18 protein-coding genes are annotated in these 20,742 nt (G+C 43.3%); 7 read left to right on the top strand and 11 right to left on the bottom strand.

The annotated features are described in order from the left end of the window. Nucleotides 1-119 precede the first annotated feature (119 nt). Nucleotides 120-311, top strand: coding sequence for a hypothetical protein (locus AC57BQ_RS20215; RefSeq protein WP_090470254.1), 192 nt, complete (start codon nt 120-122; stop codon nt 309-311). Nucleotides 312-419: 108 nt separating this feature from the next. Then, on the top strand, nt 420-2,132 hold the full coding sequence (locus AC57BQ_RS20210) for a sodium:solute symporter family protein (RefSeq protein WP_496407983.1): 1,713 nt from the start codon (nt 420-422) through the stop codon (nt 2,130-2,132). 18 nt (nt 2,133-2,150) lie between these two features. On the opposite strand, the gene AC57BQ_RS20205 is transcribed toward AC57BQ_RS20210, so the two are convergent. After that, nucleotides 2,151-3,002, bottom strand: coding sequence for a DUF2911 domain-containing protein (locus AC57BQ_RS20205; RefSeq protein WP_090470260.1), 852 nt, complete (start codon nt 3,000-3,002; stop codon nt 2,151-2,153). A gap of 163 nt (nt 3,003-3,165) precedes the next feature. Here AC57BQ_RS20205 and AC57BQ_RS20200 point away from each other — a divergent pair, with 163 nt between their 5' ends. Next, nucleotides 3,166-4,353 carry a class I SAM-dependent rRNA methyltransferase gene (locus AC57BQ_RS20200; RefSeq protein ID WP_496407982.1) on the top strand — a complete coding sequence of 396 codons (1,188 nt, stop codon included), beginning with the start codon at nt 3,166-3,168 and terminating at the stop codon, nt 4,351-4,353. 112 nt (nt 4,354-4,465) lie between these two features. Here the strand turns inward: AC57BQ_RS20200 and AC57BQ_RS20195 are convergent, their stop codons facing one another. From AC57BQ_RS20195 to AC57BQ_RS20165, 7 genes are all read right to left on the bottom strand, one after another. Continuing rightward, on the bottom strand, nt 4,466-5,227 hold the full coding sequence (locus AC57BQ_RS20195) for a TerC family protein (protein ID WP_496407981.1): 762 nt from the start codon (nt 5,225-5,227) through the stop codon (nt 4,466-4,468). 264 nt (nt 5,228-5,491) lie between these two features. After that, nucleotides 5,492-6,862 carry a DUF4097 family beta strand repeat-containing protein gene (locus tag AC57BQ_RS20190; RefSeq protein WP_496407980.1) on the bottom strand — a complete coding sequence of 457 codons (1,371 nt, stop codon included), beginning with the start codon at nt 6,860-6,862 and terminating at the stop codon, nt 5,492-5,494. Then, a complete protein-coding gene (locus AC57BQ_RS20185) occupies nt 6,843-7,409 on the bottom strand; it encodes a hypothetical protein (RefSeq protein WP_496407979.1) in 567 nt (188 codons plus the stop codon). The genes AC57BQ_RS20190 and AC57BQ_RS20185 overlap by 20 nt, the downstream gene beginning before the upstream one ends. After that, nucleotides 7,406-7,966, bottom strand: a complete 561-nt coding sequence (locus tag AC57BQ_RS20180; RefSeq protein ID WP_496407978.1) for an RNA polymerase sigma factor — start codon at nt 7,964-7,966, stop codon at nt 7,406-7,408. The genes AC57BQ_RS20185 and AC57BQ_RS20180 overlap by 4 nt, the downstream gene beginning before the upstream one ends. Nucleotides 7,967-8,211: 245 nt before the next feature. Then, nucleotides 8,212-8,745 carry an AAA family ATPase gene (locus tag AC57BQ_RS20175; protein ID WP_496407977.1) on the bottom strand — a complete coding sequence of 178 codons (534 nt, stop codon included), beginning with the start codon at nt 8,743-8,745 and terminating at the stop codon, nt 8,212-8,214. Nucleotides 8,746-8,833: 88 nt separating this feature from the next. Beyond that, entirely contained in the window at nt 8,834-10,132 is a 1,299-nt protein-coding gene (locus AC57BQ_RS20170; protein WP_496407976.1) for a M20/M25/M40 family metallo-hydrolase, read from the bottom strand. Nucleotides 10,133-10,267: 135 nt separating this feature from the next. Continuing rightward, nucleotides 10,268-12,136, bottom strand: coding sequence for a M61 family metallopeptidase (locus AC57BQ_RS20165; RefSeq protein ID WP_496407975.1), 1,869 nt, complete (start codon nt 12,134-12,136; stop codon nt 10,268-10,270). Nucleotides 12,137-12,530: 394 nt separating this feature from the next. On the opposite strand from AC57BQ_RS20165, the gene AC57BQ_RS20160 reads away from it, so the two are divergent. Together AC57BQ_RS20160 and AC57BQ_RS20155 are read left to right on the top strand one after the other, a co-directional pair. Continuing rightward, a complete protein-coding gene (locus AC57BQ_RS20160) occupies nt 12,531-12,812 on the top strand; it encodes a hypothetical protein (protein WP_496407974.1) in 282 nt (93 codons plus the stop codon). A 395-nt stretch (nt 12,813-13,207) separates the two neighbouring features. Then, nucleotides 13,208-14,095: a hypothetical protein gene (locus AC57BQ_RS20155; RefSeq protein WP_496407973.1), complete on the top strand. Its 888-nt coding sequence runs from the start codon at nt 13,208-13,210 to the stop codon at nt 14,093-14,095. Nucleotides 14,096-14,464: 369 nt separating this feature from the next. On the opposite strand, the gene AC57BQ_RS20150 is transcribed toward AC57BQ_RS20155, so the two are convergent. Then, nucleotides 14,465-15,994 (bottom strand): serine hydrolase, encoded by a 1,530-nt coding sequence (locus tag AC57BQ_RS20150; RefSeq protein ID WP_496407972.1) that lies wholly within the window; start codon nt 15,992-15,994, stop codon nt 14,465-14,467. 106 nt (nt 15,995-16,100) lie between these two features. Between AC57BQ_RS20150 and AC57BQ_RS20145 the strand changes: the two genes are divergently transcribed. Together AC57BQ_RS20145 and AC57BQ_RS20140 are read left to right on the top strand one after the other, a co-directional pair. Then, entirely contained in the window at nt 16,101-18,287 is a 2,187-nt protein-coding gene (locus tag AC57BQ_RS20145) for a S9 family peptidase (RefSeq protein ID WP_496407971.1), read from the top strand. Between the two features lie 124 nt (nt 18,288-18,411). Beyond that, entirely contained in the window at nt 18,412-18,891 is a 480-nt protein-coding gene (locus AC57BQ_RS20140; protein WP_496407970.1) for a hypothetical protein, read from the top strand. A gap of 66 nt (nt 18,892-18,957) precedes the next feature. Here AC57BQ_RS20140 and AC57BQ_RS20135 read toward each other — a convergent pair whose 3' ends face one another. Next, nucleotides 18,958-19,377, bottom strand: a complete 420-nt coding sequence (locus AC57BQ_RS20135) for a single-stranded DNA-binding protein (RefSeq protein ID WP_496407969.1) — start codon at nt 19,375-19,377, stop codon at nt 18,958-18,960. 24 nt (nt 19,378-19,401) lie between these two features. Continuing rightward, entirely contained in the window at nt 19,402-20,451 is a 1,050-nt protein-coding gene (mutY, locus tag AC57BQ_RS20130) for an A/G-specific adenine glycosylase (protein WP_496407968.1), read from the bottom strand. Nucleotides 20,452-20,742: the final 291 nt, after the last annotated feature.

Raw genomic sequence — 20,742 nt, 5'->3', positions numbered from 1 at the left:
AAAACTTCGTAAGTTTTCAGTAAATGGCGATATGTAACAATTGTAAATCACCGTTAAATAATTTATTGGTAAAAATCAATTAATCATCTATTTTTGCAAACGTTATAATTAACAGTAATATGAAACAACACGAAGAAGAAGAAAAAAGCCTTGATTTTGTATTTTACCTTGTAGGCTTAGTTTCTGGGCTTTTTATAGGAGCAATAATTGATAAAGGATTTACCTGGATAGCCGTTGGTGGTGTTTTAGGCTTATTAACCGCCGGTTTCTTTATAGCTGTATTGGTTAAAGGCCGTGGTGAAAAGGCCTGATCCTGATCTGCCCTCATTTATAAAAAATTGGAACCAGTTTTACGGCATTGTAGTCGCATGGCTGGTTTTTTTAATTTTAGTATTTTGGCTCATTACAAAAGTTTTTGAATGAGTTTACCCGATTGGATAGTTTTAGGCTTAACGCTTTTTGCCATAGTGCTTTATGGCGTGTGGAAAAGCGGCAGCAATAAAAATATCGATCAGTTTTTAATGGGTAACCGCTCGTTGCCCTGGTATCATGTCGGGTTTTCGGTTATGGCTACCCAGGCCAGTGCTATTACATTTCTTTCGGCACCCGGACAGGCCTATTCCGATGGGATGCGCTTTGTACAATTTTACTTCGGGTTGCCACTGGCCATGATCGTGCTTTGCGTAACTTTCGTGCCCATATTTCATCGTCTTAAGGTTTATACAGCCTACGAGTTCCTGGAGCAACGCTTCGACCTGAAAACCCGCGCGCTTACATCCTTCCTTTTTTTAGTATTACGCAGTCTGTCAACCGGGGTCGCTATTTATGCGCCCGCCATTATTTTATCAACCATTTTAAATATCAATACGGTTTATACTACGCTGTTTATAGGCGGCCTGGTTATATTTTACACCGTTTATGGTGGCAGTAAAGCGGTATCATACACACAATTGCTGCAAATGAGCATCATATTTGCCGGTATGTTCCTGGCTGGTATACTGGTGGTTAATCTATTGCCAACAGGCGTAGGTTTTACGCGTGCCCTGAAAATGGCCGGTAAGCTTGGCCACATGAATGTAATAGATTGGAAATTTGATTGGGATAACCGGTACACCGTGTGGAGCGGCCTGATAGGGGGCTTCTTTTTGCAGTTATCCTACTTTGGTACAGATCAAAGCCAGGTTGGCCGTTATTTAACAGGGAGCTCGGTAGGGCAAAGCAGATTGGGCCTCATTATGAATGGGCTCATCAAAATCCCGATGCAATTCCTCATTTTGCTGATCGGCGTATTGGTTTTTGCCTTTTACCAGTTTAACAGGCCACCCATGTTCTTTAATAATTACGAGGTGGCCAGGGTAAAGCAAAGCAGTTATGCAACCCAGTACAATTACCTCGATCAGCAATATACCCAAGCTTTTGAACAGCGAAAAGCAAAAGCTGACGATCTGATAAAAGCCCTTGATAGTAAAAAAACGGATCAGATAGAACGCGCAAAAGATGCTTTGAAAGTGGCCGATGCCCAGTCCCACGTCATCAGGCGGGATGCTATTGCGTTGATGAAAAAGAACAATGCCAGCGCTGATGATAACGATACCAATTACGTGTTCCTGACCTTTGTTAAGCAATACTTACCCAAGGGACTTGTCGGGTTATTGATAGCTATTATATTTTTGGCTTCTATGGGTTCAACAGCAAGCGCCCTTAATTCACTGGCTTCAACCACAGTGATAGATATTTACAAACGCACCATCAATAAGGATGCATCAGATAAAAACTACCTGCTGGTATCCCGTATAGCAACCGTATTTTGGGGAGTAGTATGTGTAATTATGGCTTTGTATGCCGGCAAATTGGGCAATTTACTGGAGGCCGTAAACCAATTGGGCTCCTATATATACGGAACCGTATTAGGCGTTTTTATAGTTGCTTTTTATATGAAACGGATAACCGGAACCCCGGTGTTTATTGCCGCTATTATTAGCGAAGGGATCATATTATATTTAGGATTGAGTAAAACGGTAGCCTATCTGTGGCTTAACCCTATCGGCTGCTTTTTAGTGATGATTGTGGCTTACGTGATCAATAAATTCATGTCACAAAAAAGCCCGGATCAAATAGAACCGGGCGTGTAGTGTTTTATTGCCTCACCTTTAATCTTTGGCATGATTAAGTGCTTCCAGGTTCAACCGCAGATATTCATCATCATTACTTTCTTTTGAAAGCTCGATACCGGCTTCGGCAGCGGCTATTGCACCGGCTTTATCACCTTTTCTCAATAACAAGCGCGATTCCCATAGTTTAAACCAGGGGACTTTAGGCTCTTCTTTTTCGGCCTCAGCTACCCAGCCTAAAGCTTTGTCCACATCTTTGTTATTTTCATAATACCACTGGATAGCATTAAAATAATAAGGTTTGCGGTCGCCTTTCATCAATTCGTCAATATTTGCCATGATCTTGGCATCATCATCGGTCTCCATGTGGATAAGAGCCGCTGTATGGTCCCAAACCAGGTACAGATCTGTTGCCCGGGTAGTGGAGTTGGCAAATGCCATGGTAAAAGTTTCCCGTTTTTCGTTTACACGGATGGATTTTACATCAAAACGTAAAAGGTCGTCGGCTTGCTTATAGTTGTAAGCGCCCCATTGTTTAACGGTTTTGTTCAGGATGATGGTCCACTCATTTCTTTGAGGAATACTGAATAAGGAATAGGTGCCAGGAGGTACGGCATGCCCTTCAATGATTACTTTTTCGGTAAAGGTAATCGTAGTAGCGGCATTGGCTCCTGTCCGCCAAACTTCACCATAAGGATTTATACCACCAAATATTTTACGGTCCTTAACATTGGGCCGGGAGTAAGTAATAGTAACCTTTCCCAGTCCAAAATCCTGGATAATGGTTTGTGTAGAACTGGCCTCAGGGATACGGGGTACTGCCTGAGCATCGCTTTTATAGCTTACACATGCCAATAGCATGGTCACTAAAAATAAGTAAGTCTTTCTCATGTTATGTTTTCGATACTAAGATACCAAATGTTTTTAATCGGTAAATATTGTATTGGAGTAATAAAATTTATGAAAGTTTAATTAAGATATCAGGTTAAAGAGGTAAGTAACAAGCTTTTTGCATTTGGCTTTCAGCCTTAAGCTTTTTATTACCTTTGCGGCTATGATTGATGTGTTACTAAATAAGGGTAAAGAGAAAGCTGTTTTGCAAAAACATCCCTGGGTATTTTCGGGCGCTGTTGAAAAAGTAAAGGGTAAACCAGCCAATGGCGATGTGGTGCGGCTGCTTAATGCAAAAGGCGATTTTATGGCCTATGGTTTTTATAACGATCAGTCGCGGGTTGCCCTGCGCCTTTTGGAGTGGGACGAAGCTGTTGAAATTAATGACGATTGGTTTCGCCGTAAACTGGCCACGGCCATTAAAAGCAGGGCTCATGTATTAGCAAACGGAACCAATACCTGTCGCCTGGTTTTTAGCGAGGCCGACTATTTGCCCGGCTTAATAGTTGATAAATATGCGGGCCACCTGGCTGTTCAGGTGCTCACTTCGGGTATGGAGCGGTTGATGCCGGTAATTATTGATGAACTGCAAAAGTTGCTAAATCCCGAAAGCATATCCGACAAAAGTGATAACTCCTCACGGGCCCACGAAGGCCTGACAGAAGCCGAAAATAAAGTGCTTTTTGGTAATCCTCCGCCAGAGATTGTAGAAGTGCTGGAGAATAATATTGTTTACGGTATCAATATCACCGAGGGCCAAAAGTCGGGCTTTTACTGCGATCAACGCGATAACCGCCATATAGTGGCCAATTATGCTACTGGAAAAAAGGTGCTGGATTGTTTTTGCTATACCGGCGGCTTTACGCTCAATAGTTTAAAAAATGGAGCCTCATCGGTAACCAGTGTGGATAGTTCGGCATTGGCGATTGAAACGTTGAAGGAGAACATCCTTTTAAACAAATTGGACGCTGATAAACATACGGCCATAAAATCTGACGTGAATGTGCAACTGCGCAAGTTCAGGGATGATGGCGAAAAGTTTGACGTCATTGTGCTCGATCCGCCTAAATATGCTCCCTCGCGCTCTGCGCTCACAAGAGCTTCCAGGGCTTACAAGGATCTGAACCGTTTGGGCATGCTGCTATTGAACGAAGGCGGCCTGCTGGCTACCTATTCCTGCTCAGGCGCTATGGATATGGAAACCTTTAAACAGGTAATTGCCTGGGCCGCGCTCGACGCCGGTAAACAAGTGCAATTCATTTACCAGTTCCACCAACCCGAGGATCACCCGGTGCGGGCCTCCTTCCCCGAAGGAGAGTATTTGAAAGGGCTGTTGTGCAGAGTATTTTGATTTAGAATCAAGAAATAAGAGCCAGGAATCAAGAAGTAACACCAATCATGTCATTGCTTCGTGCCTCGCAATGACATGTTTAATATTTGTTTAATCTCTTGATTCCTGATTCTTACTTCTTGACTCCCTTCTTAACCGCTTTTGTCTTCATTTTCAGGTTCAGCATCTCCACCAGTACCGAAAATGCCATGGCGAAGTAGATATATCCTTTAGGGATATGCTGCTCAAAAGCCTCGGCTAAAAGCGAAACGCCTATCAGCAGCAGGAACGACAGTGCCAGCATTTTTACCGTAGGGTGCTTGTTAACAAAGCCGGCCACGCCATTTGAAGCCCACATCATAATACCTACAGCAATAACAACCGCCAGTATCATGATCTCGACATGGCTGGCCATACCTACCGCGGTAATCACAGAATCGAGCGAGAAAACAATATCCAGCAGCATAATCTGGATGATGGTACCCCAGAAGCTGTGTCGTTTTACTTTTTCGGCGTTTTCTTCTTCGCCTTCAATTTTATGGTGTATCTCGGCGGTGCTTTTATAGATCAGGAACAAACCGCCGATGATCAGGATCAGGTCACGACCAGATATGGCCAGTTTTTCGGCCCAATCAGCATCGGTAACATTAAAAATATGTGCCAGGTTAAACAGGGGTGCCGTAAGTGTCATGACCCAGCTGATGGATAATAAAAGCAATACCCGGGTGATCATGGCCATGCCCAGGCCAATCCTACGGCCTTTAGCCTGCTGGTTTGCCGGGAGCTTATCAGATAAAATGGAGATAAATATCACATTGTCTATCCCCAATACGATCTCTAATAACGTAAGGGTAACGAGCGATATCCAGGATTCGGCATTCGCAAATATTTCCATAGCAGGCTAAATTTGTTTGCCCCTAAAATAGCAAAACCCCTGCCGAAAATAGCAGGGGTTTGCGATCAATGTTAAAATATAAGGTGTTTTGTGAAGATATTAGAGTCAGGAACCAAGAATCAAGACTAAATAAGCGCGTCATCCTGAACTTGTTCCAGGATCCCACAGGACAAGCATCGTGCAACCTGCCTATGGGATGCCGAAATAAATTCGGCATGACTAATAAAGGTCTTGATTCTTGACTCTCGTATCCTGAGACTCGTCTTAATCAAAGCTTACGCTGCCGTAGCTGGTGTTAACAGTTATGGTTTTATCGTTTGAGCCTTTACCTAAATGGCCTTTATAGTTTTTAGTAGGACTATAACCGCGATCATTATCCGCCGGACTTTTGCTGGTGATATTGATGTCATGACCGCCATAGTTAAAGCTTCCATAGCGCACGGTTACATCAAAGTCGGCATTTTGCTCATTACTAATACCCAATTTTACGCTGGAGTAGGATGAGTTTACCGATAAACTCTTGATGTTTTTATCTACCTCGTTAATATTCAGGTTGCCGCTGAATTTTACGTTGATGTTGCCCGAAGTAGTGATGCGGCCAATTTTAGCAGAGCCGTAACTGATATCGGCATTTAGTTTATTGCATTCGCCCAGGCTCAGGCTGCCATAAGCTACATCCAGATCGCTGCCGTTAAGCGAACCAATGGTGGCGCTACCGTATTTAACCGTGATCTGGTTACCCGGATTACTCAGGTTTTTGGCTACCAGGCTGCCGTAGGAGTTATTGATGTTTAATTTTCCATCCAGATCTGGCAGACTGGTGGCGCCATATTTATTACTTACGTTTAATGGATTTTTGGATGGCATATATACGGTATAGTTCACCTCAATTTTGCGCACATTGTTACGTTTACCGCCAAATAACGACCATGAGCTGCCATTATCATCATTGTTGATGTTAGTTTTAAAATAAACACCCGATCCATCTTTACTATCCCTGATAGTTACATTGTCCAGTAGTTTTTGGGCCAGATCATCATCGTTGGCACCAACTTTTATTTGTACATCAACCTTTACCTCACTTTTGTTCCAGGTATTCACGGTTATTTTACCAAAACGGTTATCCAGGTTAATCACATCGTTACCATCTATTGAATAGCTTTTGCTGTAATTTTTAACTTTTTCAATACCGTCCTGTTTATCATTATCGGTGTTATAGCTAAAATTGGTGTCAAAGTCCTTAAAACCTAAAGCTATCTGCGGCGCTATATTACTGAAATCATAGGCAAAATTCATGGCGCTATCATTCAGTTTATAGTTGAAATTCTGGTCAAAGTGCTTAAACTGCTTGTCAAAGCCTTTCAGCTTCAGGTTCATTTTTTTAAGCTGCTGCAATTTGATACGGCCCATCTGCTTTTGCAGCCCTTGCATTTTAAGGTGCAGATCCTTCATTTTTAGCTGAAAGTCCTTGCTGTCAGGCAGGGTCAATTTGTTTAAAGGTGCCATTGGAGGCATAGGCGGAAGCACGGGAACCGGAACCGGCGGCGCAGGGGTTTGCTGTGCAAAACTGATCGTATTAATGGCTAACAGGGCCATTAAAGCAAACATCGACCGTTTAAATATTTTTGATTTCATCTTTTTGGTCTTTTTTCATTTGATTGAATTGTTCTATTACACTCAATTGCTGATTAAGCACCTCGGTTTGTACCTGCAAGTTCCGGATCATGGCACGTAAAACACGCTCCTGGTTAGGGCTGGTGGCTAAATCGGCATTAAGTCTTTTATAAGTAGAATCCATTTTGGCTATTTCGGCGCTAAACTCTTTATACAGTTGCGGATCGGCTTTGGAAACCGATTTTAGCTCTGTCAGTTTAGTTTCAACAAGCGACGCATAATGCAGTTGCTGTTTGGCATACTCAGGGTTTATGGCGGCCAGGTCCACGCCTTTTGCGGCTTTTTGGCTTTGGAGGTATATTCCGAAACCGATGCCCATGACAACGATTACCGACGCGGCGACCCGAAGTACGAAAGCAAGCGAAAAGGTTTTTGTTTCCAGCTTTTTTGGCAACTCCTCCGGCATGTTGAGGCTTTGCTCAATTTTGCTCCACAGATCGGCCGATGGCTCAATCTCGTCAAACTCTTCGCGGTTATTTTTAATGAAATCTTCAAATCGCTTGCTCATAATTCTGTTCCTTTCCTTTTTAAAATTTCCATTAACTTTCTTTTAGCTCTCAAAAACTGTGTTCTTGAGGTGTTTTCTGATATATTCAATATTTGTCCTATTTCTTCGTGATCATAACCTTCCAGCAGGTAAAGCGACAGTACCACGCGGTAACCGTCTGGCAATTGTTTCATGCCTTCTTTTACCAAAGCCACCTGGTATTGTACATCTTCATCATCATCGGGCTCTTCGGCTGGTATATTTTCCAGATGGTCGCCCTCCAGTTCTATCAGCTCCAGCCTGCGCTTACGCAACAGGTTTATAGAGCGGTTTACCACTATTTGTTTTAGCCATAAACCAAACGTGGTGTCCTGTCTGAAATCCTTTAGCTTGTTAAAAGCATCCAGAAAAGCTTCCTGCAAAACATCTTCAGCTTCGGCAATATTGCCCACGATCCTAAAGGCAACGTTCAACATCGCTTTAGAATACAACCGGTACAACTCGTAACTGGCCTTTTTGCTTCCCTGTTTGCATTCAACCACCAGGTTATAATGCTTATCTACATATATGGCTTCCAAATTTCTGATCAGGTTTCAGATTAAATGACGCATCATTTTTAGCAACGTTGCATCACGGTGAAAAATAATTTATATGAACAATAATTTTCTTTAAAAATAGCCGTTTAAGGGAGATTTTTGGAGTAAGGATTTGGGGAACAAGGATATAAGGAGCAAGGATTTTTGGAATAAGGATAGGAGGAACAAAGAACAAGGATAGAAATGCAAGAAAGTCCTTGCTCTTTGTTCCAAAAATCTTTGCTCCATCAAAAAAATCCTTGCTCCAAAAGAGCATCAATAGCTTTCACCGCATTTTCATACCGGTCGTTTCCTATGCCGGATATCACCACGTAGCGGGCCTGCAGCGCGGTAAGTTCTTTGTGCCATATGGCCATAAAATGTTCGCGTAATTCGGGGAAATTACGCAGGGGGTCGTCCTGCCAGGGCAGGTCGATATCTAACAGTAAATAAAAATCGTAGGGGTGTTTGGGTAATTCGTCCAGTACCTCCTGCGGCGCCTGGCCAAACATGTGCTCGCTCCATATTTTTACCGTTAAAAAAGTGGTGTCGCATATCAGGAGTTTATTGGCTTTGGGTAGTAAAGCGGCTTCCAGTGCCAGTTGCCCTTGAAACATATTGATCTCATCCTGCCAGGTACAGGGCCCGGTAAGCGCGGCGCAATACTCCCGCGAATACTCGGGTACCGCGATGGTATGATAATGCGCGGCCAGATAATCAGACATGGTTGATTTTCCCGTTGATTCAGGCCCGACAACCGCTATTTTGGGAATATGTTTCATGTGTTATTAAATGAAAATAGAGACGCATGTAATGCGTCTCTACAATGATTAAACGTAGAGACACATCACATATGTCTCTGATCTGTTTTTATCTTTCCAGTTTCGGTACCCGTGTCGGCGTATCTTTGCCCGAAACGATGCTGCGTGAGCTTAATGCTATGGCCCGGATGGTGGAAGTGATGTTATTTACATCCAGCGAGCTAAACTCATCTTTTACGGTATGATACAGTTTATCAATATCTATCTGGTCGGTTGAGATAGTATGGGCTGGCACGCCTTTTTCTGCCAGCGACGCGTTATCGCTGCGGTAAAACAGGTCCTGATCGGGATAAGGATCGGGGTGAAACTCAAATTTGGTTCCCTTCAGGTTACTTTGCAGGATAGTGCCAAAGTTCGAACGATCAAAGCCGGTGATAAAGGCCGAGTTTTCGCCAAATTTAGAAGCCTTGCCGATCATCTCGATATTGAACATGGCAACCACTTTATCCGGATCAACCTGGGTAGCAAAATACTGCGAGCCGTATTCGCCTATCTCTTCGGCAGTGAAGGCCACAAAGATGAGCGTACGGGCATTGTTATTTAATTTTTTATAGTATTTGGCTAAGGATATCACCGCTGTGGTGCCCGAAGCGTCGTCATCGGCACCGTTGGCTATGCTATCGCCCTCCATGGCTTTGAGGATACCCAGGTGGTCATAATGGCCCGAAAAAACCACAAATTCGTTAGGCTTGGTTTTACCGGGGATAATGCCGGCTACATTAAACAAAGGCAATTCTTCGCTTTTGTTCTCATAGCTGATATCAAACGAGGAGATGTTATCAAACTTACCCAATACAAGTGCCATAGGTGATGCGGTTTTGCCCTTAAAGCTTACGCTACCCCGCGTGCTATAAGCATCATGGGCGCGCTTAAACAAGCTCTGAAATTTGGGATCAATAATCAACAGCGTTTTTTTGCCGCTTTTTTGAGCTTCCACGTATTCCTCTCTGAAATTTTTGTCGGCGGTTACGTTTACCACCTGTACATCCTTGTCGCTGGCCCAGGTAAAGGCTGCGTTGCCCAATGCAAAAACGCTGTCGGCCACAACGGCTTTACCATTAATAACCGCGGTTGTTTTTATGGGTGTTGAGCGTATCATGGTGAAATTCTGGCGGTAACCAGTATTCCCGGCAAGGGGTTTTAGGCCTGCTTTTTTATATTCACCCTCAATAAATTGAGCTGCTTTTTCAATACCCGGTGTAAAAGTTGCCCGGCCCTGCATATCATCGGCACTCAGGGTTTTGATGATGCGTGTTACATCATCCTGATCAATAAGCTTGTTCACGTCTTGCCCAAAGCTGTAGGTTGATGCAGCTAAAAGAGCGGTTATTATGGTGAGTTTTTTCATGATTATTAGCTTTTTCCCTCATGTCATTTCGAACGAGGTACGAGGAGAAATCTTTTGCAAGCGATATACTAAACGTTTAAGATTTCTCCCTCCGGTCGAAATGACAAGTGGGGTGTTAATTTGAGTCTGCAAATTTTATTTAACTTTTGATTGTAACCAGTTATTACGGAAAGTTTCCTGTTCTTTCGAAAGCGTTTTGCCTGCTTTTTCGTAAGTAACTACTTCAAAATACGGGCTTTCTTCCAACGTAATGGTGGTTTCATGGGCGCCGGTGCGGTTTTTATAGTTCACGGTTATTTTGTCGCCCGGTTTTTTGCCCGCCAGTACATCACTAAACGATTTTGGATCGGCGATGGTTTGGCCATCGGCTTTCAGGATAATATCGCCTGCATCTAAGCCCGCTTTGTAAACTGGTGTACCTATAATGGTGCTTGACAGGATAGGCAATCCTTCGGCTCCGGCGGCACGCGGTTGACCCGAACGGCCACGACCTGCGTTAGTAGACAATGAACCTGCCCATGCTTTACCCGGCTGCACTTTGCGCAATACCAGTCCGGCTTTATTCAACAGTTCCTCATAATTGTTTTTATCGGTACCGTAAATGTAACGTTTAAAGAAATCGGCGGCAAACTTAGGGTTGTTGGTCACCTTAGCCAGATCGGCTTGCAGGTCCGGTATGGTATATGGTTTCATGACCTTGCCACGGCTTAACCAAACCTGGCGCATATAATCATCAAGCGTAAGGTTAAAATCACCACGCAGGCGCATATCCAGCGCCAGTGCTATGGCGCCGCCATAGGTATAATAGCTGGTAAAATCGTTGATATTGTTGTTCGGATCGATAGACACCCCGGCATCGGCAAATACCGAATAGCGGCTCATTTGTGTAGCCGGATATTTGGCGGCTCCCGGTGTATTCAGGATCTGGTTAACCAAACCTGCCAGTGTACGCGTATAATCATCAAGCGGGGTAAAACCGGCGCGGGTAAGCAGCAGATCGCCATAATACTGGGTAAAACCTTCGGCAAACCAGAGCTCGCTGCTCATGTTGGCATGCTCAAAATTAAAGGGCTCCAATGATTTTGGACGGATGCGTTTTACATTCCAGCTGTGGAAGTATTCGTGCGAAAATATGCCCAGCAGGCCATCCTCATTACCGGCAACCCTATCAACCGGGTAAACAATACAGGTGGAGTTACGGTGCTCCATCCCATCACCCGAGTTGGTTGGATATACATCAGTTAAAAAGGTATACTCGCCATAATCATAGGTAGGTAGCTCGCCATAAACGGCTTTCTCTTCCAGTACCAGTTTCTGTACCATTTTGCCAAATTTATCCACTGCGGCCTGGTCATCGTCAGAGTGGATACTCACGTTTATTTTTTCTTTTTTGCCGTCGGTATTGATCACGTCCCAGCTGGCTATTTTGTAATTGGCCAGTTCCGTCGGGCTATCCATCATGTATTGCAAGTTAGGCGCGCTGTACACGTTGGCACCTTCGGGTTTTAGTTGGGTAGATACCTTCCAGCCATATTTTTCCAGGTCATTAAACTCAAACTTTACAGGTCTTTTTTCCTGTCCCAATACCCAGGCAAAAGCCGCAGGCATATTCAGGTGGGCATGACTGGGATCAATACTGGCATAAGTGCCGTCGGTCCAGTTGCCAAACAGGGTATAACTTATTTTGATATTATCCGGATGTTGGCCAACTTCATACAGGTCGCCTTCTATTTGTGTAAAAGGGATCTCGGTACCGTCGATAGCGGTTACTTTAACATTATAGATGTTTTTGCCAAACTCATGCGTGGCATAACGCCCTGCTGATGAACGGCTCATCCGGAAACGCAAACTCATAGGAGCCTGTGGCACGGTCATCACAACTTCTGCTTCATGATGCGCGGCGTTGGGAAAGGATATGGAATAATAGATGGGCTTTTCTTTATCCTGCGCTATGGCGGCAGTGCTTAATAAAGCGGCAATGGTAATTAGAAATATTTTTTTCATGTAAATGATGTTATACAGGGCTGAAATTACAAATTAATCGGAGAAAAATGAGGCATCATTTTGTTAGTTGGCCGGTTGATAAGGGAGACAGACTTGAATGATGGAATTATAGGTTGCAGACGACTTCACCCATCTGCGCTGGACAACCCTCTCTTTTTTTCCATATGTCATTGCGAGGAGGAACGACGAAGCAATCTCGTAGCTATTCTCATCGACAGACACCTGAGGAGATTGCCACGCTACGCTCGCAATGACATGATTTTGATTTGTTATTACTCCACCCCTCTTTTCACGAAGCTGAACGGGTGACATGCTGAGCGGAGCGATGACAGGGAGAGTCGATTCGGTATCAATTTGAACTATTATATGTATCTTTAAAGAAATTACTGAGCTCATGATCCTTTTTTCAAGAAGAAATTTACATTATACCGATTACAAATGGAGCGTATATAATCAAAACGATCCGCGGGTAAACGGTAAACCGGACACCACGCCGTTTACAAAGGATGAGGGCAATGAGGTAGTTTACCTGATCAACAAATTAATGATACTTTGGGATTACCGTTTTGCCAATACTGGTAATAAAATGGAAAAACTGATCCATGATCAGCTCCCCTCGACCATTACACTGCAGGAAGATGTACAGCAATGGCTTAAAGCTAATTTGAAGTTTTAAACTGAAGTTTTCTTACCGTACTCGAAGAGCTTATTAAAAATTTAGGGTTTGTCTATAGCCAGGTTGATTAACCTGATTGGAGGCTTTGTGCTATAAATTATCCCTTAGGCAACAATGGCTGTCATGCTGAGCCCTTCGAAGCATGGTGGGCAAAGGCCCCTCTATGCGCCCTTCGACAAGCTCAGGATGACAGTCCCGCTCCCACGGGATTAACGTTCGTATATTTAGTAAGAAGCATGGTTAAACCCTTCGGCTTCAGGGCAGTCAAATGCTGTGGCATGTGTATCACGGGCGGCAGTAAAGGGTGATTTTATGTGTTTGATTTTTATTCCGCCTGTGTACCTGCTCTTTCTAATAATTATGTACTTTTAGACACTTAAACAACCTTAAACACAATGACAAAACCGACCCTAAACCACAGAGCTGGTGGTATGCTCCATTCTTTATCTCAGCTTAAAACATTAACCCTAACCATTTCATTTGCCATTTTCTCTTTAGTATGCCAGGCGCAGGTAGACACCATTGTTTCCAACAATACAAAAATAGCCTGTGTTGTTAAAGAAATAACCCCCGAAGCCGTTAAATACACTTATCCAAATGAGGACTTGCTGAACTCGGTTTACAAAACCACCGTACAAAAAATAATTTTCAAAAGTGGGCGTGTCCAGACTTTCGCCGAAGCGACATCTTACAAAGCCATCAATGGCGTAATGGATTTTGATAAAGTGACCGTTACCGTTGTAGAAGGTGAGGTTAAAGGCCTGTACAAATTAACAGATGTGAGCTCCAAAGCTAAAGGAACAACTGTTTTTTCGAGCCAGGAACGGGTAAAGGACAGGGCCTATCATAAACTAAAAATACAGGCAGCCATGTTTGGTGCCAATATAGTTTACCTTACCAACCAGCGTACCGAAGGCAACAAATACGGCGGCTATTTTCAAAGTGGTTCATCGGCCGAAACAAACCTGACAGGAGTGGGCTATTCCAATATTTTGCCGGACTATGATAAGTTCAAGCAATTGGTAGGAACTAAAACAGATTTTACCGCGATCAAAAAATACGAATTAGGAGCCAGCGACACAGATGTAGCGCAAGATGCCATAGATGCACCTTTTACGGTATCAAATATTTCGCTTGAAAATGGCATCGTTTTAATAACCGCTCAATTAAAGGGTGAGAACAACAACAGCGTATTCCAATTGGCAAGTTTTACAGATACTACATTTAGTGTTGCCTATAGACATAAAGGAACAGCCTATAACGTTGAAATACAAGCTAAGTAAAGAACGCGCAGAGAGCACTAGATTTTACCTCAAAATCCGGGACTCAGAACTCAAGACTCCCGACTTAATTGCGTATATTTGTATATAACAAAACGGCCTGGTTCTCTGTAAAAAGGAGAACCGGGCCGTTTTGGTTAAGGATAAAAAGGGCCAAAAAACGATCTTTTTATAGTTAGTTATTTGATAGTCAATTATTTAATACTTTTTAAAGCTTTCAAAACCCGCTAAAAATTTGTTAAAAAGTGTTAAAATGGCGTTAAAAAAGTGTTAAACAGGGCAAAAACAAAGCTTTTTCAACCTGTTTCGACTAAAAAATTGTTAAAATTTTAGGTTTAAAAAGTTTTTTGAAGGTGTGTTATCCAAATTCTGTTACTCCTTTTTAAAGTCATAAGCACCTCGTTCCACAAAATCAGCTACCTTAACTTTTACGCCGGTAACCCTGCCATTTTGTACATTGAACGGAAAAATAGCCTTGCCCATAACCGGGTCAGAAAAAGTTACAAAAAAACGGTTGCCACCCAATGGCTGTAATTTGGCAAACATGGTTGGATGATGTTCAAAACGCATTTCCAGGTCGCTATTTTCGCCCTGGGTTACGGTCATGCTACCATAAAAGCTGTTGGTATACTTACCTAAATAGGAACTCGGGGGTAATGCAGGTTTTAAGGCAAGCGCCACAGTATCACGTAGTTTACGTTCGGTTTGCTGATCGGCAGCGGTGTGTGCCTTATAATTTTTCAGGTAAGCATCACTGTAATTATGATAGGGCCTGCCAAAAAAGGCATCCAGGATTTCCCAGCGCAGGGCCTCATAAAGCAGGTTTTGATCGGTATTGGTGAGTATCACAATACCCAGGTTGTCCTGCGGTGAAAGGGTAACTGATGATAAATAGCCGTTTACGCCACCCTCGTGCATAATCAGGCGGTGGTTTAAATAGTCCTGTATAAACCAGCCCAGTCCGTATAGCTCAAAATTGTTTTCGCCATTCAGGTGGTATTCGCTGCCTACAATATCCTGTGGTTCGCGGGTGGCCATAATGGCCGCCTGAGGTATGATCTGGCGGTTACCTACTTTGCCGTTGTTTAGCAAGGCCATTACCCATTTGCCCATGTCGCTGGCCGATGAGCTGATAGCACCTGCTGGTGCAAGTCCATCTATCTGGCAATAAGGTATAGGTGCAAGCCGGCCATCGGTTAGGGTATGTGGTACAGTACGGTTAAGCGATTTAGGCAGATCCTTGGTCAGGGCCAGGGTATTAGTCATGCCCAGTGGGGCAAAAATGGCCTCCTTAAGGTATACCTCCCAGGGTTTGGTAGTTACCCGTGGGATGATCTCACCGGCAGTTAAAAAAGCGGCATTGGTATAACCCCATTTGGTGCGGAATGGATAAGCGGCCTTAAGTTCGCCCAGTTTCTCGATCACCTGTGCACGGGTAAGGTTGGTGTTGTAAAAAGTAAAATCGCCCTGAAAGGTCTGAAAACCAAGGCGGTGGCACAGCAGGTCGCGTACGGTAGCTTCCTGCCCGGCAAATTTATTTTCCAGTTTAAATTCGGGGATATATTTGGTTACTTTTTCATCAAGCGATAGTTTGTTGTTGGCCTGCAACATGGCCAGGGCAGTAGCGGTAAAGGCTTTGGTATTGCTGCCTATCATAAACAGGGTATTGATATCTACCGTATTGGGCAGCCCCAGTTCTTTGATACCATAGCCTTTTACCAGTACTATTTTATTGTCTTTTACAATAAAAACGGCAATCCCGGGCACGCGCCAATTGGTTAAAGCCCTGCTGATATACAGGTCCAAACTATCCCGGATAAACTTGGAACGGTCGGCACGCTGGGCCCGGACGCTGGTAAAAAAAGTAAGGCAGATAATAAAAGATAGAAGTATTTTTTTCATTACACTGGATATTTACGTGCTTGATTGTGCTAATTTAATGCAAAATTTACAGCGGCTTTACTTAATTGTAAAATAACGCCGCAATCTTCATTAAAACACGCAGTATATGAAATTTTTACGTTCGGGATCATTATTCCTTACCGCTGTATTGCTCATTTTGGGCGGGTACACAGCAAAAGCGCAACGGTTGCCAACCCATTGGACAAAGGATGGCTACCAGTATTACAAAATCAGCGGCGATGGCATCAGGATCCTGGACACCCGCGATACCAGCAAAAAAACCTTGTGGATAAGTAAAGATATGCTTACCCCGCAGGGGCAGTCGCCGTTAAGCGTAAAAAGGTTCTCGGTATCGGCCGATGGACAAAAATTGCTGATCAATACCAACACCAAAAAAGTATGGCGTTATGATACCCGGGGCGATTATTGGGTGTATGATACCAATACCAAAAAGCTGTGGCAGCTGGGCAAAAAACTGCCGGAATCGTCGCTGATGTTTGCCAAATTTTCACCCGATGGGCTTAAAGCAGCCTATGTGAGCGGACATAATATTTATGTGGAAGATCTGGCTGATGCTTCGGTTAAGCAATTGACTACCGATGGCACCACGAGGCTCATCAATGGAACTTTCGACTGGGCTTATGAAGAAGAGTTTGGCTGCCGCGATGGTTTCCGCTGGTCGCCGGATAGCAGGTCGATAGCCTATTGGCAGATAGACGCTACTAAAATAAAAAGCTACCTGATGCTGAATACTACGGATTCTATTTACCCGTACGTCGTGCCTGTGGAATACCCTGTAGCAGGGCAGGATCCAAGTTCATGTAAAGTAGGCGTTGTGAATATCAGCACCGGTAAAACCAACTGGATAAACACACCTGGCGATGCTGTACAACATTATATACCCCGAATGGAGTGGACATTGAACTCCAATGAAATTATCCTGGAGCAACTGAACAGGGCACAAACCGAAAGCAGGGTGTTTATTGGCAATGTTTCCAATGGTACTACCCACCTGATCCGTGAGGAAAAAAGCAATGCCTGGATTGATGGCAAAGAACGCTGGAACAGTGGCGATCCAAGTGGCTGGGAATGGGTGAATAAAGGCAAAGAGTTTTTATGGGTGAGCGAAAAAGATGGCTGGAAACACATTTACCGGGTAACCCGCGATGGCAAAGAAACCCTGGTGACCAAAGGCGATTATGATGTGATCAGCGTAAATCTGATTGACGAAGCATCCGGTTATATTTACTTTATGGCTTCGCCTGATAATGCTACCCAAAAGTATCTGTACCGTATAAAAATTGCCGGTGCTGCAAAGCCCGAGCGTGTTTCGCCGGCGGATGAACCGGGTACACATGGTTATGATATATCGCCAAACGGTAAGGTTGCCCTGCATAATTTTTCCAACAGCTACACTCCTCCGGTAAGCGAGGTGGTAAGCTTGCCAGAGCATAAGCATATTGGCGGTAACCTGATAGCATTAAACAAAGACGCCGCAAATAAAACCGAGTTTTTTAAAGTTAAAACGGTTGACAGCATTGAAATGGATGGCTGGATGAAAAAGCCCACCAATTTTGATCCGCATAAAAAATACCCGGTGGTGTTTATAGTTTATGGCGAACCTGCATCGCAAACCGTTACCGATACCTGGGGGGCAGGCAGTAACAGGCTGTATGTAGGCAGTATGGCCAATGATGGCTATATCTACATGTCGGTTGAAGGTCGTGGAGCTCCTGCGCCAAAGGGGACAGCATGGCGTAAGGCGATCTATAAAAATATAGGCATCGTGAATATCCGCGATCAGGCTATGGCGGCAAAAGAGATCTTAAAATGGCCATTTGTTGATTCAACCCGTATAGCTGTTCATGGCTGGAGCGGTGGTGGTTCATCAACCCTAAACCTGATGTTCCAGTATCCGGATATTTATAAAACTGGTATAGCTGTAGCCGCTGTTGGTGATCAGCTTACTTATGATAATATTTACCAGGAGCGTTATATGGGGGTACCTGTTGATGACGAAGGTCGTGCGGCATTTATCAAAGGATCGCCGGTTACCTATGCCAAAAACCTGCGTGGTAACCTGTTATATATCCATGGCACAGGTGACGACAATGTGCATTATAAGAATGCCGAAGAGCTGATCAATGAGTTGGTGAAGTATAACCGTCAGTTTGAGCTGATGTCGTATCCTAACCGTACACATAGCATCTCCGAGGGCGAAGGAACAAATCTGCATTTAAGAACGCTGTTTACTCATTATTTAAAAGAACATTGCCCGCCAGGTGGCAGATAATTAAGCTACTTGTAAATTTTGTATTGGCTCTCCGAGTATGTATTGCGCGGAGCGTTTTATGATGACTGTATCATTGTGGTTTAAAGGTGCGTAAAGGCTGTTATACTTATCAAAAAGCTTATTTATGAAAAGAGTAACTAACCTTAACGCGCCTTTTATCACCTTGATATTTGTGTTGCTATTCATGCTCCATGCTTGTAAAAAAGATGCTGCAAATAGCGACAATCTGGTAGGGAAATGGCAGGCAACCATCCCCATGTCAGCACAGAAATCAACCTACGAATTCAAAAGTGATCGTACCTACGAACACACGTTGCATGTTATCGATACGGTCACCAAAAAGGATCTGGGCATCATTGCCAGAGAAACGGGTAAATACAAAATCAGCAATGCTAAATTAGGGCTTTATGATATGTTGAGTTACCTGAATAAAGATAATAAACCAGGTACTATTGATGATCTTAAAGCCATTGAGGGTCTAAAAACTTATGATTACGATGTAGCTATTACCAATGGGAATAGGCTTACTTTAAATCATCAATGTGGTGCTAATGAGCTTTGCACTGCTAATTACGTACCACCCTTTTACTATGTTAAGCAATAGCATGATGTAATATAAAAAGTGCCTGCCGGTATTTCAGCAGGCACTTTTATAGCAATAAGGTATAGGTTAATAAGCTTGACCATCATCCGCCGCGTTACCCTGGTAACTAAGCGGATCTTCCTGCTTTAAAACCGATCTGCTGTCACCTTCAAAATCACTTTTGCGGCCAAGCATGGTAAAGTTTTCGGCTACTACTTCGGTGGTGTATTTTTTAATGCCTTCTTTATCTTCAAATGAACGGGTACGTAGTTTACCTTCAATGTAAACCAGTTTACCTTTTTGTAAAAATTTGGCAGCCATTTCGGCCAAACCGCGCCACATTACAATGTTATGCCATTCGGTTTGTTCAACTTTACGGCCATCTTTATTAAAGGTTTCAGAAGTAGCTAAAGGGAAACTGGTTACTGATACTCCACCCTCTAAAATTCGCACCTCAGGATCTTTGCCCAAATGACCTACAAGTATTACTTTATTAATTCCAGACATGCCATAAAATAACGGAAAATTCTTTTATAAATTAAAAATATTTTTTATTAATATAACTATAGGTTTGGGAAGAGCCAGATTTGACAGGTTTTCAACTGTGGTGAAAAACCAGTTGGATTCTAATTTAATGGGCTTCGATTGCGTTTTAATAAGCCGGATATACAAGCGCTGGTGGGTAAGTATATGTTTTTGTACGGGTAAATTATCCGCGGATATTTGGATGTCGTCACCAAAAATTTCCTTTACCATAGGCTGATCCATCAATTCCTGGATTGGTAAAAGAGAGGCTGTTTCAACCATCGGAAAGTCGTATAAATTGGCCCAGATGTCTTTATCGTCCCTTTTATTCATCAATACGGAGTCGCCATCGGTTACTAAAAAATAATTAAAAAAGCGTTCGCGCACTTTTACCGTCTTTAATTTAACCGGGAGTGAAGCGGTAGCATTGCTCAAAAAAGCAACACAATTCAGGTGTACCGGGCAAATACCGCAAGCCGGATTTTTTGGCTTACACAGCATCGCGCCAAACTCCATCATAGCCTGATTATGCAAGCCGGGCATTTTCTTATTAATTAAATTGTTGGCAAGTTCCTGGAATGTTTTTTTACCCCCGGTTGAATTGATCGGTTCATCAATACCAAAATAGCGGGCAAGTACCCGGTAAACATTGCCATCAACAACGGCTTTGGCTTCGTTTGCCGAAAATGAGGAAATAGCCGCAGCAGTATATTCGCCTATGCCTTTTAATTTAATCAGGTCGTCATAACGTTGAGGGAATTCACCGTTGTACTGTTCCTGTACCAGTTTGGCTGTTTTAAGCATGTTACGGCCGCGTGAATAGTAACCCAGGCCCTGCCATAGTTTAAGTACCTCGTCCTCGTGGGCAGCCGCAAAACTGCTTACGTTTGGATATTTTTCTACAAAACGATAAAAGTAAGGCAGGCCCTGTTCAACCCGCGTTTGCTGCAGGATGATCTCCGACAGCCAGATCACATAAGCGTCGGTGGTATTACGCCAGGGGAGGTCGCGTTTATTTTGAAGATACCATTGCACCAGTTCGTCAGTAAAATTCATGGCTGTAAAAGTAAGCAGGTCAAAGCTAAAAGGCGAATGGCTAAACTGTTTTAAATATTGATCATCAAAAGCCTGCCGGATGTTAAAACGGGTTAACGAAATCAGCGTTATTGCTAATCACATAACGCTGTATTTAGCCTTTTGATCATTGCTCCTTTACCTTTCATTTTTAACGATTTAGCTTACAATTTGTAACAGAATTGTACGTTTTACTTACTTACGAAAAAAAAACTGTTAAATATTTCGCTCTTAAAATATAAAGCGATACTTTTGCAACCCCAAAACAGTTAA

It is taken from the genome of Mucilaginibacter sp. BGA-UO-ETr-C110 (assembly GCF_059567985.1).
This window is presented reverse-complemented; position numbering and strand designations above follow the sequence as displayed.

Coding starts and splice junctions, on each gene's coding strand:
- AC57BQ_RS20215 (WP_090470254.1), top strand. CDS start 120: ATGAAACAACACGAAGAAGAAGAAAAAAGCCTTGATTTTGTATTTTAC.
- AC57BQ_RS20210 (WP_496407983.1), top strand. CDS start 420: ATGAGTTTACCCGATTGGATAGTTTTAGGCTTAACGCTTTTTGCCATA.
- AC57BQ_RS20205 (WP_090470260.1), bottom strand. CDS start 3,002: ATGAGAAAGACTTACTTATTTTTAGTGACCATGCTATTGGCATGTGTA.
- AC57BQ_RS20200 (WP_496407982.1), top strand. CDS start 3,166: ATGATTGATGTGTTACTAAATAAGGGTAAAGAGAAAGCTGTTTTGCAA.
- AC57BQ_RS20195 (WP_496407981.1), bottom strand. CDS start 5,227: ATGGAAATATTTGCGAATGCCGAATCCTGGATATCGCTCGTTACCCTT.
- AC57BQ_RS20190 (WP_496407980.1), bottom strand. CDS start 6,862: ATGAAATCAAAAATATTTAAACGGTCGATGTTTGCTTTAATGGCCCTG.
- AC57BQ_RS20185 (WP_496407979.1), bottom strand. CDS start 7,409: ATGAGCAAGCGATTTGAAGATTTCATTAAAAATAACCGCGAAGAGTTT.
- AC57BQ_RS20175 (WP_496407977.1), bottom strand. CDS start 8,745: ATGAAACATATTCCCAAAATAGCGGTTGTCGGGCCTGAATCAACGGGA.
- AC57BQ_RS20170 (WP_496407976.1), bottom strand. CDS start 10,132: ATGAAAAAACTCACCATAATAACCGCTCTTTTAGCTGCATCAACCTAC.
- AC57BQ_RS20165 (WP_496407975.1), bottom strand. CDS start 12,136: ATGAAAAAAATATTTCTAATTACCATTGCCGCTTTATTAAGCACTGCC.
- AC57BQ_RS20160 (WP_496407974.1), top strand. CDS start 12,531: ATGATCCTTTTTTCAAGAAGAAATTTACATTATACCGATTACAAATGG.
- AC57BQ_RS20155 (WP_496407973.1), top strand. CDS start 13,208: ATGACAAAACCGACCCTAAACCACAGAGCTGGTGGTATGCTCCATTCT.
- AC57BQ_RS20150 (WP_496407972.1), bottom strand. CDS start 15,994: ATGAAAAAAATACTTCTATCTTTTATTATCTGCCTTACTTTTTTTACC.
- AC57BQ_RS20145 (WP_496407971.1), top strand. CDS start 16,101: ATGAAATTTTTACGTTCGGGATCATTATTCCTTACCGCTGTATTGCTC.
- AC57BQ_RS20140 (WP_496407970.1), top strand. CDS start 18,412: ATGAAAAGAGTAACTAACCTTAACGCGCCTTTTATCACCTTGATATTT.
- AC57BQ_RS20135 (WP_496407969.1), bottom strand. CDS start 19,377: ATGTCTGGAATTAATAAAGTAATACTTGTAGGTCATTTGGGCAAAGAT.
- mutY (WP_496407968.1), bottom strand. CDS start 20,451: ATGAATTTTACTGACGAACTGGTGCAATGGTATCTTCAAAATAAACGC.